At 60.5% G+C, this 15,390-nt stretch carries 14 protein-coding genes and 1 tRNA gene; 13 read left to right on the top strand and 2 right to left on the bottom strand.

Features of this window, described 5'->3' with window-relative positions; translation table 11 throughout:
• The first annotated feature begins 5 nt into the window (after window positions 1–5).
• From ACFWW4_RS06485 to ACFWW4_RS06455, 7 genes are read left to right on the top strand one after another with little or no spacing between them, the layout of a single operon-like run.
• Window positions 6–2,087: an alpha-galactosidase gene (locus tag ACFWW4_RS06485; protein WP_411890095.1), complete on the top strand. Its 2,082-nt coding sequence runs from the start codon at window positions 6–8 to the stop codon at window positions 2,085–2,087.
• On the top strand, window positions 2,084–2,842 hold the full coding sequence (locus ACFWW4_RS06480) for an SDR family NAD(P)-dependent oxidoreductase (RefSeq protein WP_411890094.1): 759 nt from the start codon (window positions 2,084–2,086) through the stop codon (window positions 2,840–2,842). The genes ACFWW4_RS06485 and ACFWW4_RS06480 overlap by 4 nt, the downstream gene beginning before the upstream one ends.
• Window positions 2,839–3,738 carry a 2-dehydro-3-deoxygalactonokinase gene (locus ACFWW4_RS06475; protein WP_411890093.1) on the top strand — a complete coding sequence of 300 codons (900 nt, stop codon included), beginning with the start codon at window positions 2,839–2,841 and terminating at the stop codon, window positions 3,736–3,738. Before ACFWW4_RS06480 ends, ACFWW4_RS06475 begins: the two co-directional genes overlap by 4 nt.
• 3 nt (window positions 3,739–3,741) lie before the next feature.
• Complete coding sequence (locus ACFWW4_RS06470) at window positions 3,742–4,347, top strand: 2-dehydro-3-deoxy-6-phosphogalactonate aldolase (RefSeq protein WP_411890092.1); 606 nt, start codon at window positions 3,742–3,744, stop codon at window positions 4,345–4,347.
• Window positions 4,344–5,165, top strand: a complete 822-nt coding sequence (locus ACFWW4_RS06465; protein WP_411890091.1) for an SMP-30/gluconolactonase/LRE family protein — start codon at window positions 4,344–4,346, stop codon at window positions 5,163–5,165. The genes ACFWW4_RS06470 and ACFWW4_RS06465 overlap by 4 nt, the downstream gene beginning before the upstream one ends.
• A gap of 24 nt (window positions 5,166–5,189) precedes the next feature.
• Entirely contained in the window at window positions 5,190–7,091 is a 1,902-nt protein-coding gene (locus ACFWW4_RS06460) for a beta-galactosidase (RefSeq protein ID WP_411890090.1), read from the top strand.
• Entirely contained in the window at window positions 7,088–8,053 is a 966-nt protein-coding gene (locus tag ACFWW4_RS06455) for an aldose epimerase family protein (RefSeq protein WP_411890089.1), read from the top strand. Before ACFWW4_RS06460 ends, ACFWW4_RS06455 begins: the two co-directional genes overlap by 4 nt.
• Before the next feature lie 15 nt (window positions 8,054–8,068).
• Here the strand turns inward: ACFWW4_RS06455 and uraH are convergent, their stop codons facing one another.
• Window positions 8,069–8,413 (bottom strand): hydroxyisourate hydrolase, encoded by a 345-nt coding sequence (uraH, locus tag ACFWW4_RS06450; RefSeq protein WP_411890088.1) that lies wholly within the window; start codon window positions 8,411–8,413, stop codon window positions 8,069–8,071.
• 191 nt (window positions 8,414–8,604) lie between these two features.
• Between uraH and ACFWW4_RS06445 the strand changes: the two genes are divergently transcribed.
• The 4 genes from ACFWW4_RS06445 (at window position 8,605) to ACFWW4_RS06430 (ending at window position 12,820) form a co-directional block, all read left to right on the top strand.
• On the top strand, window positions 8,605–9,993 hold the full coding sequence (locus tag ACFWW4_RS06445) for a cytochrome ubiquinol oxidase subunit I (RefSeq protein WP_411890087.1): 1,389 nt from the start codon (window positions 8,605–8,607) through the stop codon (window positions 9,991–9,993).
• A 5-nt stretch (window positions 9,994–9,998) separates the two neighbouring features.
• The gene (locus ACFWW4_RS06440) at window positions 9,999–11,009 is read left to right on the top strand and encodes a cytochrome d ubiquinol oxidase subunit II (protein WP_411890086.1); all 1,011 of its coding nucleotides are present in this window, start codon (window positions 9,999–10,001) and stop codon (window positions 11,007–11,009) included.
• A gap of 115 nt (window positions 11,010–11,124) precedes the next feature.
• Window positions 11,125–11,201, top strand: a tRNA-Met gene (locus ACFWW4_RS06435).
• 206 nt (window positions 11,202–11,407) lie between these two features.
• On the top strand, window positions 11,408–12,820 hold the full coding sequence (locus tag ACFWW4_RS06430) for an FAD-binding oxidoreductase (RefSeq protein ID WP_411890085.1): 1,413 nt from the start codon (window positions 11,408–11,410) through the stop codon (window positions 12,818–12,820).
• A gap of 73 nt (window positions 12,821–12,893) precedes the next feature.
• Here ACFWW4_RS06430 and hemC read toward each other — a convergent pair whose 3' ends face one another.
• Complete coding sequence (gene hemC / locus ACFWW4_RS06425; RefSeq protein ID WP_411890084.1) at window positions 12,894–13,829, bottom strand: hydroxymethylbilane synthase; 936 nt, start codon at window positions 13,827–13,829, stop codon at window positions 12,894–12,896.
• Between the two features lie 81 nt (window positions 13,830–13,910).
• Here hemC and hemE point away from each other — a divergent pair, with 81 nt between their 5' ends.
• Complete coding sequence (hemE, locus tag ACFWW4_RS06420; protein ID WP_411890083.1) at window positions 13,911–14,945, top strand: uroporphyrinogen decarboxylase; 1,035 nt, start codon at window positions 13,911–13,913, stop codon at window positions 14,943–14,945.
• A gap of 49 nt (window positions 14,946–14,994) precedes the next feature.
• Window positions 14,995–15,384, top strand: coding sequence for a hypothetical protein (locus ACFWW4_RS06415; RefSeq protein ID WP_411890082.1), 390 nt, complete (start codon window positions 14,995–14,997; stop codon window positions 15,382–15,384).
• The last annotated feature ends 6 nt before the right edge of the window (window positions 15,385–15,390 follow it).

The following is a 15,390-nucleotide window of genomic DNA, read 5'->3' as shown; positions in this document are numbered from 1 at the left end:
TCACCATGAACCGGACCTATCGTATTGACGATGGCCGCCAGACGCTTGTCTTGGCGGCCACCAACGACCGCCTGCCCGAGGTGGTATATTGGGGGGCAGTTCTGCCCGCCGATGAAAACCTGAACACGCTACATGCCGCCCACGCGATTGACGTCACGGGCGGGATGCTGGACGAAAACCCGGACCTGTCGATCTGTCCCGAGGCGACGCGCAGTTTCCCCGGCCAGCCGGGGCTGATCGTGCGCGATACGGACGGCACGCCGCTACTGCCAAAGTTCTATTTCGAAAGTGTCGAACAGAACGGCACGCTGGAGCTGACCTATGCCGACAAGGCCAATGGTCTGACCCTGACCGTCAGTTTCGCGTCCGACCCCGAGACCCATATCATCACCTGCCAGACCACGCTGGACGCAACCCGACCTGTGCATCTGCATTGGCTGGCCGCGCCCGTTCTGCCCGGACCGCAGCAATCGGATGAAATGATCGATGTGTCAGGCCGCTGGTGTGGTGAATTTCAGCTGTCCCGCACCGCATGGTCGCCCGGCATGCGCTATCGCGAGAACCGGACGGGGCGCACCGGGCATGAACATTTCCCCGGTCTGATTGTTCCATGCCGTGGGGCCACCAATACCGAAGGGGAGGCTTATGCCTTTCACTATGGCTGGTCAGGCGGGCACAAGATGATCGCCGAGGAATTGCAGGATGGCCGCCGTCAAATCCAGTGGGGCCATGCCGCAAGGATGGAGACCGAGCCTGCGACGCAGTTCAAGACCGCACCCCTTTATATCGCCTATTCCGACCGTGGATTGAACGGCTGTGCCGTCGCGTTCCAGCGCCATTTGCGCGACCGGATCGTGACATGGCCGAAACCCAGCGCGCCGCGCCCGGTGCATTACAATTGTTGGGAAGCTGTCTACTTCGACCACAAGCTGCCTGTGCTGCAGGACATCGCGGATCGAGCGGCGGAACTGGGGGCGGAACGGTTTGTGCTGGATGACGGCTGGTTCGGGAATCGCGATGACGACACGCGCAGCCTATCGGACTGGACGGTGGACCCGCGCAAATACCCTGACGGGCTGCACCCGCTGATCGACCATGTGCATTCATTGGGCATGACGTTCGGCCTGTGGTTCGAGCCCGAGATGATCAACGAAGACAGCGACATCCACCGCGCCAACCCGCATTGGGTGTTCGGGGCAGAGGATCAAACCCTTGGCCGCCAGCAAAAGGCGCTGAACATGGCGCTACCAGAGGTGCGCGATTTCCTTTATGACCGGATGTCGGCGATCCTGCGTGATCATCATATCGACTATATCAAGTGGGATCATAACCGGGTGCTGCCGATGCCGGATGCGGCGCAGACACGCGGGTCATACGCCCTGATCGACCGGCTGCGCGCCGATTTCCCGGATGTAGAGATTGAAAGCTGTGCCTCTGGCGGGGGCCGGATTGATTTCGGGATCATGCAGCGCACGCAGCGGGTTTGGCTGTCGGACAGCAATGACGCGCTGGAACGGTTGCGGATTCAGCATGATGCGGCGCTGTTCCTGCCGTTGGCGGTCACCGGGTCCCATGTCGGGCCGCGTGTATGCCATACCTCGGGCCGCACGCTGGATATTAGCTTCCGCGCCTGGGTCGCCGCCCAGCGCCATATGGGATTCGAGATGGACCCGCGCGAGCTGGACGCACGTGAGACCGCCGTCCTGAAAGAGGTCACAAGCTGGTGGAAACATCACCGCCACTGGCTGCAGACCGCCGATATCCTGCGGCTGGACAGTGCCGATCCGGCGGTGATGGCTGAACAGCAACTGGCCCGCGACAAGGACCGGTTTGTCGTGTTTGCTGGTAAAGCCGCGACCAGCGCCCAGATCGCGCCCCGCCCTTTGCGCCTGACCGGTTTGGACCCTGACGCCACCTACCGTGTCCGCCTGATCAACCGTGAAAGCGCCCCGCGCCTGTCGCGCGGCAACCCGATCCTGAAATCGAGCGCGATGGAGGTCACCGGCACATATCTGATGCGCCATGGTGTGACCTTGCCGTGGTCCTTCCCCGAGCGGATGTGGGTGTTGGAGGGGGAGCGGCTATGAGCGCGACATTCCACGATTTGAAAGGTGCGTCGGTATTCATCACAGGTGGGGGCAATGGCATTGGGGCGGCCCTGACCGAAGGGTTTCTGGCGCAGGGTGCCAAGGTCGCCTTTGTCGGGCGGTCGGATGCCAGCGCTTTTGTGGAGGCGATGGACAAGGCTTATGGCAATCGCCCGCTATTCATTCAGTGCGACATCACGGATACCGCTGCTTTGCAGGCAGCGATGGAACAGGCGGCGCAGGCGCACGGCCCCTTCGCGGCGCTGATCAACAACGCCGCCAACGACATGCGTTACGACGCGATGGAGATCACGCCGGAGGTCTGGGACGACAGCCAGGCGGTGAACTTCAAGGCCTATTTCTTTGCCTGCCAGAAAGCAGCGGAGTTAATGGCCGATAAAGGATCAATCATCAACTTCTCCTCCATCACTTACATGATGGGGGCTGCTGGCATGGTTCCCTATGTCAGCGCGAATGCAGGCATCACCGGCATGACCCGCGCGCTGGCCCGCGAATGGGGACCGAAAGGCATCCGGGTCAACGCCATCGCCCCCGGCTGGGTGTTCACCGAGAAACAGGAAACCCTGTGGGCCACGCCAGAGGCGAAAGTGGCCTTCCTCGAAAAACAATGTCTCAAGGAATTCATCCAGCCTGCGGATATGGTTGGCGGAACCCTCTTTCTTGCCTCCGACGCATCGGCCATGATGACAGGACAAGTCATGGTGATTGACGCAGGGGTGGTGCACGCAGGATGAGCGATATCAAGCCAGACTGGATCGCGGTGGATTGGGGCACGTCGAATATGCGGGCCTGGGCAATGTCGGCGTCTGGCACGGTGTTGGCCGAGGCCCGGTCTGACAAAGGCATGGGTGAGCTGGCGCGCGATGCGTTCGAGCCGGAGTTGTTGCGTACCGTGGGTGACTGGATCAACGGCCCGGTGACGGTGATTGCCTGCGGCATGGTCGGATCGCGCCAAGGCTGGGTCGAGGCGCCTTATAGCGCGGTTCCCTGCCCTGCCTTGCCCGAAGGGTTCGCCCGCGCCCCGGCGCAGCATCCTGATCTGCAGGTCTATGTCATTCCCGGGGTCAAGCAAACCAGCCCGGCGGATGTGATGCGCGGCGAGGAAACCCAGATCGCGGGCTTTCTGGCCCGCAACAAGAACTGGGACGGTGTGATCTGCCTGCCCGGCACCCATACGAAATGGGTGCATGTCAGCGCCAATGAGGTTGTCAGTTTCCAGACCTTCATGACGGGAGAGTTGTTTGCGACGATCAGCGAACATACGGTTCTGCGCCATTCTATCGCTACCGAGGGCTGGGATGATGACGCATTCGCCGCGGCTGTGGCTGATGCGATGGCCCGGCCCGAACGGCTGGCTGCGCGCCTGTTCTCGTTGCGGGCCGAGGGGCTGTTGAATGACCTGTCCGGTGCTGCCGCCCGCGCCCGCCTGTCGGGCCTTCTGATCGGTGCGGAACTGGCCGCTGCGAAACCCTATTGGCTGGGTCAGCAGATCGCCGTGATCGGGGCTGGCGGCCTCTCAAAACTCTATGTCGATGCGCTCGCCGCGCAACATGCCCCGGCCACGCAAGTGCAGGGCGACGCTATCACCATTGCGGGCCTTACCGCTGCTTATCGCCGTCTGAAAGGATAGCCCATGTCACGCCCATTGATCGCCATTTTGCGTGGTATTACTCCGCCTGAGGCGGCACCCACGGCGACCGCACTGATCGATGCCGGGATCACCAAGATCGAGGTGCCGCTGAACTCACCCACCCCGTTTGAAAGCATCAAGCGGATGGTCGATGCCCATGGGAATGACGCGCTGATCGGGGCGGGCACGGTTCTGTCGACCGACGATGTGGGCCGGGTCGCTCAGGTGGGTGGCAAGCTGATCGTGTCGCCCAATTGCGACCAGCGGGTGATTGTGGCGACCAAGAATGCGGGCATGCAAAGCTGGCCGGGCGTGATGACCCCAACCGAGTGTTTCGAGGCGCTGAAGTGGGGCGCGGATGGGCTGAAAATTTTTCCGGCGAGCTTGCTTGGCCCCGACGGGATCAAGGCAATCCGTGCGGTCCTGCCGCCGGGTACGCAGGTTTATGCGGTTGGCGGTGCTGGGGCCGATAATTTCGCCGAATGGATGGCAGCGAGTGCTGATGGGTTTGGCATCGGCTCCGCCCTTTACAAACCTGGGCTGTCGGTGGCCGAGGTCACCGCCCGAGCGAAAGACATGGTTGCCGCCTTTGATGAGGCTGCCGGATGATCTTTGACGATACCCAATGCCAGTTGGGCGAAGGCCCGCTTTGGCATCCCGAACGCGAACAGCTGTTCTGGTTCGATATTCTGGGGCACCGACTTCACACCAAAGGCCAGCACTGGCAGTTCGATACCTATGTCAGCGCGGCCGGCTGGGTTGACCGTGATACGCTGCTGGTCGCGTCGGCCCGCGCGCTGCATCGGTTTGAAATCACGACCGGGGATCACGAAGAAGTCTGCCCACTTGAAGCCGACAATCCTGTCACACGCTCCAACGATGGCCGTGCCGACCCGCAGAGTGGGTTCTGGATCGGGACCATGGGGATTGAGGCCGAGAAGGGTGCAGGCGCAATCTATCGCTACTACAAGGGCGAGCTGCGGCAACTTTTCGCGCAGATTACAATCAGTAACGCAATCTGCTTTGCCCCGGATGGCAAGACCGCCTATTTCACAGATACGCCGACCCAGCAGATCATGCGCGTGGCGCTGGATGCCGATGGTTGGCCTGATGGCGACCCTATATTGCATATCGATCTAACCGGCACCGACTTCCGGCCTGATGGTGCGGTCGTCGATGCGGCTGGCAACCTGTGGAATGCGCAATGGGGCACCGCGCGGGTGGCAGGATACAGGCCTGATGGAAAATTCATCAGGGCGCATGCGTTCCCCGCACGGCAAACCTCTTGCCCCGCATTTGGCGGACCGGATCTGCAGACACTCTATTGCACCTCTGCCGCTGTCGGGCTTAGTGGAGACGACGAAGGCAAGACATTCGCCATCCCAACCAACATCACTGGCCAGCGCGAACATCAGGTCATCCTGTAAGCGCCCGCACCCATAGGTTCCGACATGAAACGCACGCTTGGCGTCTGTTATTACCCCGAACACTGGCCCGAGGATCAATGGGCCGATGATGCCGCGCGGATGGTCGACACCGGCCTGTCATGGGTGCGGATCGGCGAATTCGGGTGGAGCCGGATGGAGCCGACCCCCGGCACGTTCACATGGGACTGGCTGGACCACGCGATTGATGTGCTGGGTTCAGCCGGTCTGAAGATCATTCTTGGCACGCCGACAGCGACCCCGCCGCGCTGGATGGTGGATAAACATCCCAACATGCTCGCCGTCGATGCGGAAGGACGGCCGCGCAAATTCGGCTCGCGCCGCCATTATGATTTCAGCCATCTGGGCTATCGCGAGGAATGCCGTCGCATCGCCCGGCTGATGGGTGAACGCTATGGCAAGACCCCCCATATCGCGGCCTGGCAGATCGACAATGAATATGATTGCCACGACACAACGCTGAGTTATTCCGATGCGGCCCGGCGGGGTTTTCAGGATTGGCTGGCGCAGAAATACCAATCCACCGATGCGCTGAACCGGGCCTGGGGCAATGTGTTCTGGTCGATGGAATACGACCATTTCGACCAGATCGACCTGCCCAACCTGACGGTGACCGAACCCAACCACCCGCATCAACTGGCCTTTCGCCGCTACAGTTCCGATCAGGTGGTGGCGTTCAACAAGGTGCAGGCGGATGAACTGCGCCGCCATACCGATGCACCCCTGATCCACAACTACATGGGCCGGATCACGACGTTCGATCATTGGAAGATCGGGGCGGATCTGGATATCGCGTCGTGGGATAGTTACCCGATTGGCTTCCTTTCAGATCGGCTCGAAGGTACTTCAAAAGAAAAGAAAAAATTCCTGCGGCAGGGGCATCCGGACTTTCAGGCGTTTCATCATGACCTCTACCGGGCGGTCGGCAAGGGTCGCCTTTGGGTCATGGAACAGCAGCCCGGCCCGGTGAACTGGGCGCCCTACAATCCGGCCCCCCTTCACGGAATGGCCCGGCTCTGGGCGTGGGAGGCGTTTGCCCACGGCGCCGAGACCGTGTGCTATTTCCGCTGGCGGCAGGCGCCGTTCGCGCAGGAACAGATGCATGCGGGGCTGTTGCGGCCCGACAGTGAACCGGCTCCGGCGCTGGCCGAGACGCGGCAGGTCGCCGACGAAATCGCAGCCCTGCCAGATGTCGGCACAGCGCAGGCGCAAGCCGCGCTGATCTTTGATTACGAAAGTGCCTGGGCGTGGGATGCCCAGCCACAAGGTGCGGATTTCGACATGTTCCGGCTGGCCTTCTATGCCTATCGCGCGCTGCGCCGGGCGGGTTTGAACATTGATATCCTGCCGCCGGATACCAACGACCTTTCGGCTTACAGGCTCGTACTCGCCCCCGGTATCATGACGTTGTCCGATCCGCTTCGTGCGGCGCTGGCACGGTTCGAGGGTATCGCCCTCGTCGGGCCGCGCACGGATACCAAGACCGATGAGCTGAACATCCCGACGCCTCTTGGCCCCGATTTGCCCGACATCGATATCACCGTTGCACTAACCGAGAGTATGCCCCCAGATGCGATGGTCAAACTACAGGGCGGCGGACGGTTCTGGCATTGGTTCGAACATCTGGACGGATCCGCGCCGGTGCATCTGAGAACCAAGGCGGGCCAGCCCGCGATAATGGGCGGCGACCACATCCGCTACCTGGCGGGCTGGCCGGATGACGCGACGTTTGACACGATCATCCGCGATTTGTGCGATGCGCTGGACCTGCCGCGCCAATCGCTGCCGCAGGGGCTGCGCATTCGTGAAACGGACACGCATCGATTTGTTTTCAATTATGCGCCCAAGGCCCAGCAGTGGAACAATGTGAGCATCCCGCCCGCCGGTGTGCATTGGGAACCGCTGTGATCCTTTTCGGAACAACTGCGGATGGCCAGGATGTCCGTAAGATCACGCTGTCCGCTGGCGACCTGACCGTCAGCCTGCTGACCTGGGGCGCGGTCCTGCAGGATGTGTGGCTGGCAGACGTTGACCGGTCGCTGACGCTCGGCTCGGGCAGCCTGTCCGACTATGAAGGCGACATGCGCTATCACGGCAGCCTGATCGGCCCGATTGTTAACCGGATCAGTACCGCGCGCGTGCGGCTGGAGGGGATGGTGTACGAGCTGGAGCGGAACGAGAAGGGCTACATCCATCTGCATTCGGGGGCGCAAGGCACGCATCTGCAAGTCTGGGATGTTGTTGAGGTAACCGAAAACAGCGCAACACTGTCGATCACCCTGCCCGACGGCATGTGCGGGTTGCCGGGACATCGTCAGGTGACAGTGACATTCGCAGTGACAGCCCCCGCAAACCTGACAATGACCGTCACCGGTCAGACAGATACCAAAACGCTGATGAATTTCGCCAATCACAGCTATTGGAACCTTGATGGAACCGACACATGGGCGGGTCATCAGCTTTGCATCGCCGCCGAGCGCTATCTGCCCGGCACCGACAATGCATACCCCACCGGCGAGATTGCGGATGTGAACGGAACAGAGATGGATTTCCGTACGGCCCGCAAGATCGCACCGGGCAAACCGCCGCTCGACAACAATTTCTGCCTGTCGGACGAGCGCACAGGTTTACGCGATGTGTTCTGGCTGACCGGTCAGTCAGGTGTGCAAATGACCATGGCCACCACAGAAACCGGTATCCAGATCTATGACGGGCGGCAGGCAAAGCGGCCGGGGCGCGGCACTTACGAAGGGCTGGCAATCGAGGCGCAAAGCTGGCCGGACGCGCCAAACCACCGCGGTTTTCCGTCAATCATGCTGACACCTGATGCACCTTATCAGCAGATCACACGCTGGCGGTTTGGCAAGTGAACCGTGTCGATGCTATCAGCTTCCCCGATATGTCGAAAAGCTGAAGGGCGAGACCAGAAGCGGGACATGATAATGCGATGTCGGGTCGTTGATGCCGAACCGGATCGGGATGTCATCAAGAAAGGCGGGTTCGTCATCTCGCCCGAAATAGGCGCCCGCCTGAAATATCAGTTCATAGCGTCCCACGGCGAAATCGGCGGCGGGCAGGATCGGGCTGTCGGTGCGCCCGTCATCATTGGTGACCATCGTGACGATATGTGCGCGGCTTTCACCTTCCAGCCGATAGAGGTCGATCTTCATGCCCTTTGCAGGCAGACCGCTGGCCGTATCCAGCACATGTGTCGTCAAAAATCCGGTCATACTACCCTCCTGTCTTGCCGTCCTGACCCTTTCGGAAGTTGCGTGACAAGTCACGCAAAAATCACATAATTTCGCCCACCTTTAGAACAATTCTAACGATGCGCGCCCTGCTGTCGCACCCCCGTGAACTATTCCGAAACCGGGCTATATGAGGACCAAGCGGATCAGACCGTATGTAACACGAGGGCCAAATGGAAACGCTCCTTCTTTCCCGCATCCAGTTTGCGGCAAACATTTCGTTCCACATCCTGTTCCCGACGATCACCATTGCGTTGGGCTGGGTGCTGCTGTTTTTCAAACTGCGCTACAATAGCACCGGTCAGGAACGCTGGATGGAAGCCTATCGCTTCTGGGTAAAAATCTTCGCCCTGTCATTTGCGCTGGGTGTCGTATCCGGCATCACGATGTCCTTCCAATTCGGGACCAACTGGCCCGGTTTCATGGAAAAAGTCGGCAATATCGCGGGGCCATTGCTGGCCTATGAGATTATGACGGCCTTCTTTTTAGAGGCTGTATTCCTCGGCATCATGCTATTCGGCTTTTCCCGCGTGCCCAACTGGTTGCACACGTTGGCCACTTTCCTTGTCGCCTTCGGGACCATGATGTCGGCCTTCTGGATCATCGTGCTGAACTCGTGGATGCACACGCCGCAAGGCTTTGAAATGATTGATGGTGTGGCACATGCGACCGATTGGTCCGCCATCATCTTTAATCCATCGATGCCGTATCGGTTTGCCCATATGGTGCTGGCCAGCTTCCTGACGGTCAGCTTCCTGATCGCTGGTGTCAGCGCCTTCCGCTGGCTGATCGGCGGGCGGACCGCAGGTGTGCGGGTGGCGCTGAAGACGGCTGTCTATGCTGCTGCACTGCTGATCCCGCTGCAAATCCTGCTGGGTGACCTGCACGGTCTGAACACAAAAGAGTATCAGCCAGCCAAAGTCGCCGCGATGGAAGGGAACTGGGAAACCGATACCGGCGTGCCCCTGATCCTGTTCGCCCTGCCGGATGAAGATGCTCGCGAGAACCGGTTTGAAATCGGCATTCCCAACCTCGCCTCTTTCATCCTGACACATGATTGGAATGGCGAAGTGCAGGGTTTGAACGACTTTGTCACCGCCGACGGTGAGGTGCAGCACCCGCCGGTCAATCCGGTCTTCTGGTCGTTTCGCGTGATGGTCGGAACGGGCCTGCTGATGCTGCTGATCAGCTGGACCGCCTCTGTCATGATGATACGCAAGCGGCGCGGGATCGAGGGGCTGCCGAAGCCAATGCTCTATGCCCTGGTCGGCATGAGCTTTAGCGGCTGGGTCGCGACACTTGCCGGTTGGTACACGACCGAAATCGGGCGGCAGCCCTGGCTGGTGCAAGGCGTGATGACCACCAAGGAAGCGGTTGCTGATGTGCCCGCCCCGATGGTCCTGTCCACGCTGATTGCCTATCTGGTTGTCTATGCCGTGTTGCTTGTCGCCTATATCGCGGTCATCTTCTATCTGGCCCGGAAAATGTCGCGGGGTGAACATATCGACACACGGGTGGCCCCATCACCGGCGGCCCAACCCAAAGCAGTTCCAGCGGAGTAGAGACTATGAATACCTTTGGTGACCCGACCATCTGGCTGCCTTTTGTCTTTGCAGCCCTGATGGGGGTTTCGATCCTGATCTATGTTGTGCTGGATGGGTTCGATCTGGGTGTCGGCGTGTTGTTTCCCTTCGCCGATGATGAGGAAAAGGACCGCATGATCGCCTCAATCGGGCCGTTCTGGGATGCCAACGAAACCTGGCTTGTCTTGGCTGTGGGCCTGTTGCTCGTCGCCTTCCCGGCGGCGCATGGCGATATCCTGACGGCGCTTTACCTGCCGGTTGCGATCATGCTGATCGGGTTGATCCTGCGCGGAGTCGCGTTCGAGTTTCGGGCCAAGGCCCCGGCCCCGCACAAAGATGCGTGGAACAACGCCTTCTTTGCGGGGTCCTTGATGACTTCGCTCAGCCAAGGCTTCATGCTGGGCATGTATATCATGGGTCTGGAATGGAGCTGGATGAATGCAGGCTTTGGCGTATTGACGGCCATTTTCCTGACCGTCGGCTACAGCTTCATCGGCGCCACATGGGTAATTCACAAGACCGATGAGCATCTGCAACGCAAGGCGGTGGATTGGGCCAAAGGTGGCATTTGGGGGCTGGTGCTGGGGATCGGCGCAATCTCTCTGGCCACCCCGTTCGTGAGCGAGCGGATTTTTGACAAATGGTTCAGTTGGCCGTCATTCCTGTATCTGTCGCCACTGCCCATCATCTCGGGCCTGTTGGTAGTGTGGCTCTGGTGGATGCTGCGGCGGATGCCGTTCTATCAGGACCGCCGATCATGGCTGCCCTTTGCTGCGGCCACGGCGCTTTGGGTGATGGCCTTTGGCGGGATGGCCTACAGCTTCTACCCTTACGTCGTGCCCGAACAGCTAACGATTTACGAGGCCGCGAGTGCACCGGAAAGCCTGTTTATCATCCTGATCGGGACATGCATCGTGCTGCCGACAATCATGGGCTACACCATTCTGGCCTATACAATCTTTCGCGGCAAAGCGACCGAGCTGCGTTATGACTGACAGATGCCGCACCGTAAGATGGGTTTAAACCCATCTTACGTCGTTGGAACGTTGTGATTGTCCAGAATCGGTTTGACAGTGTTGCGCCCTTTGCGTAATCGGGCGCACGTGGTGCGGCGCGGTAGCTCAGCTGGTTAGAGCGCGCGACTCATAATCGCGAGGTCGGGAGTTCAAGTCTCCCCCGCGCCACCATTTGCCTCTCTCAGCTCCTAGTTTCGATGTACCGCCTATCGGATGGCCCGACTTGTGGGCGTTTGCTGCGCAAGCCACCCTGAGGCGGGAGTTCAAGTCTCCCCCGCGCCACCATTTTCTTCTCCTAGCTCGATTGCGATCAGTGCTTCGATCTTTCGTCCCTCGTGTTTTCGCTTTAGCTTCTGCGCGAGGCGACGGGAGGTATCATGGCTATTTTGGACAATATTGCAGCAGAGATCGGCAAGGATCGTGTGCTGACGGGCAAGGATGCCACGCCTTATGTCACCGACTGGACCGGCGCCTATGTGGGCCAGCCGCTTGCGGTCTTGCGCCCCGGCGACACGCAGGAGGTGTCAGCGATCCTCAAGATCGCCAATGACACTGGCACACCTGTCGTTCCGGTGTCCGGCCATACCGGGCTGACCGGGGCCACCATGGGGCAGGACGCCCTGATGCTGTCTGTTGACCGGTTGAACACCATCTTTGATATCGACCCACGCGGGCGCACTGCCACTGTCGGGGCTGGCGTGATCCTGAGCAATCTTCACGCGGCCGCCGACGCCCATAACCTGATCTTTCCGCTCACATTCGGCGCGCGCGGCTCCGCCATGATAGGCGGCGTATTGTCGACCAATGCGGGCGGGTCCAATGTGGTCCGCTACGGCAATACCCGCGAACTCTGTCTGGGGGTTGAGGTCGTGATGGCGGACGGGCGCATCATGAATCTGATGACAGCACTTCACAAAGATAACTCAGGCTTAAACCTGCGGGAACTGGTGATCGGTGCCGAAGGCACGTTGGGCATCATCACCGCCGCGGTGATGAAGCTGAAACCCAAGCCCCGCGCCTACGCCACGGCCATGGTCGCCGTGCCGAACCTTGAAGACGCGCTGAGCCTCCTGAACACGCTACAGGATGAAACCGGCAGCGCGGTCGAGGCCTTTGAATACATGCCACGCAGCTATATCGCCCGCCACATGGAACTGATCGATGGCGCACAAGAGCCGTTCGACACACCCTATGACGTCAACATACTGGTTGAGGTCGGGGCGACCGCCCCCCGCGACGCGACGCCTGGTCCCGACGGGCAAGTGCCGATTGTGAACACGCTTGAAACCATTCTGGGCAGGATGATGGAAGATGGACGCGTGCTGGATGCTGTCATCGCTCAGAACGAGGCGCAGCGCGGTGCCATGTGGGCGCGCCGGGAAGCGGCAGGTGAAGTCATGGTGCAGGGCGGCGTTTTCGTGAACACCGATATCGCCGTACCGCTGGACAAGGTCGGCGCGTTCCAGGCGCAGATCACCCCCAAGCTCAAGGCGATCGACCCCGACTGCCACGAATGCATCGTCTCGCATCTGGGCGACGGGAATGTCCACCACACCACGTTCCTCAAACGCAATGATCCCGATGTCATGGCCGCCATGGTCGAAGCGGTCGAAGATGTGGTGCAGGATCTGGGCGGTACGTTCAGCGCCGAACACGGGATCGGCCTGTCAAAGTTGGAAACGATGCGGCGGCGCAAGGACCCGGTCGCGCTTGATGCGATGCGGGCAATCAAGGCCGCCCTTGACCCCAACAACATCCTGAATCCCGGCAAAGTTATTCCCGCGCCATAACAGCGCAGAATTCTCGTGACGAAAATTCTGCATGGCTTGAGGAAATTCGTAACGAAATTCCTCTACGAATTCATCAGAAAAACCCCGGCCCCGCCTGCTCCAACAGCTTTGTGGCCATGACTCGCCCCATCTCCACCCCGTCCTGGATCGACCCAGTCACGTCATCGCTGAACACCGCCGTGCCATCTGTGCGCAATATCTCACCGCGCAAGCGCAGAATGCCACCATCCAGCTCGGCAAGCCCGCCAATCGGCGTCTCGCAGGACCCGTCTAGCGCCGCCAGAAACGCGCGTTCTGCTGCCAGCCGCTGGCCGGTCGGCCCGTCATGGATCGCGGCCAGCATCTCTGCCGCACGGGTATCATCACCTCTGCGTTCGATCCCGATCGCCCCTTGCGCTATTGCAGGCAGCATATCTTCCGGTTCAATCGCAAACCGCGGCACATCCGCCAGACCCAACCGGTTCAGCCCGGCCATCGCCAGAAACGTGGCCTCTGCCACACCATCACCCAGTTTCTTCAACCGGGTCTGCACATTGCCCCGAAACTCCACCACATTCAGATCCGGACGGCGCGCCAGCAATTGCGAGCGGCGGCGCAAGGACGAGGTGCCAACCGTCGCCCCTTCGGCCAGATCATCCAGCCCCGTGGCGTGCAACGACACGAAGGCATCGCGCACATCCTCGCGCGGCAGATAGGTGTCCAACACCAGCCCGCCCGGCTGCTCCACCGGCATATCCTTCATCGAATGCACGGCGATATCGATGGAGCCGTCCAGCAGCGCCTCTTCAATCTCGCGGGTGAACAGACCCTTGCCCCCGATCTCTTTCAAGGGGCGGTCCTGAATGGCATCGCCAGTCACCTTGATCACGCAGATGGTGAAAGCCTCCTGCGGTAAATCAAACGCCGCCATCAGCCGGTCGCGGGTCTCATGTGCCTGCGCCAGCGCAAGCGGCGATCCACGGGTTCCGATGTTGAACGGGGCGGTGCGGGAAGGCTTTTTAAACGTCATGTTTGGATTGTTAGACCTGTCAACCTAGCTTGACAACACCAAGCGCAATTGGGACCAAGGGAGGGTAGCAAAGGACACCCCATGACGCAGAACAAAACCATCCTTCGGGCCCTCCGGGGCGAGACACTGCCGACCCCCCCGATCTGGATGATGCGTCAGGCGGGCCGCTACCTGCCCGAATACAAGGCGACCCGGGCGCAGGCCGGGGATTTTCTGTCGCTCTGCTACAATCCAGAGCTTGCCGCAGAAGTGACACTGCAACCGATCCGGCGTTATGGCTTTGACGCGGCGATCCTGTTTGCCGATATCCTGCTGGTCCCGCAGGCGCTGGGGGCAGATCTGTGGTTCGTCACCGGCGAAGGGCCGCGCCTGTCGACGATCACCACCGCCGATGATTTCGCCAAGCTCAGGATCGTTGACGATATTCACGAGACGCTACGCCCAGTCTATGAAACCGTGCAGATTCTATCGCGGGAACTGCCCGCCGAGACGACGCTGATCGGTTTCGCCGGAGCGCCATGGACTGTGGCCACCTATATGATCGCGGGTCAGGGCACGCCTGATCAGGGCCCCGCCCACGCACTTAAGGCCGAAAACCGGCCGGTCTTCGAAGGGATCATTCACCGGCTGACCGAGGCAACAATTGAATACCTGTCAATGCAGATTCAGGCCGGGGCCGAGGTGGTCAAGCTATTCGACAGCTGGGCGGGGTCATTGCAGGGCGAGGACTTCACCGAATTCTCGATCCATCCGATGCAAAAGATCACGCATGCGATCAACGACCGGCACCCGGGCGTGCCAGTCATCGTGTTCCCGCGCGGGGCGGATCACCGCTTTGCAGGCGTTCACAAGGCCACGGGGGCGGATTGTGTGGCGCTTGACGATGGTGTGGATCCGGCATGGGCCGCTGAACATGTCCAGATCGACGGCTGCGTGCAGGGCAACCTTGCCTCGTCTCATATGGTCACGGGGGGTCAAGCCCTGATCGACGAAACACGGGCGATCTGCGATGCGTTCGGCAAGGGGCCACATATCTTCAATCTGGGCCACGGGATCACCCCAGACGCCAACCCCGACAATGTGCAACTGATGATCGACACCGTGCGCGGGTCCTAGTTTTGCCGTATTGATCAGGCAGACAATATGGGCCTTTTCGGAGCCTGCCATGCCACTCACCCTACGCCTGATCTTTCACAGTGTCCGCAGCGCCTGGGCCGCGGCCCTCATTGCGCTGACGGCCTGGGTTGGCCTTGCCAGCGCTACACCAGAGGAGCGGTCCGCATTGGGCGCGCAAGTCGGCAGTGAACGGCCCACCGGGCTGGTCCAGATGCGCATCGCCCGTGCGATGGTTCACTTTGCGCCCGACCGCGCCGCACAGATGGTCAGCGACGCCAGCAAAGGCGAGATTTCACCGGAACTGGCTGGCATGCTGCTGCGCGATATGGCGAAAGGACCGGTGGCAGGACAGGCCGCCTTTGATGAAATGTCTATGCCGGCCTCGGATGGATCACCGCAGCGGCCGGATGGGGCGAAATTCATCCGCCCGGGAAACTGAAATCAG

This window comes from Yoonia sp. SDW83-1, assembly GCF_046762885.1.
Taxonomy (GTDB): domain Bacteria; phylum Pseudomonadota; class Alphaproteobacteria; order Rhodobacterales; family Rhodobacteraceae; genus Yoonia.
This window is presented reverse-complemented; position numbering and strand designations above follow the sequence as displayed.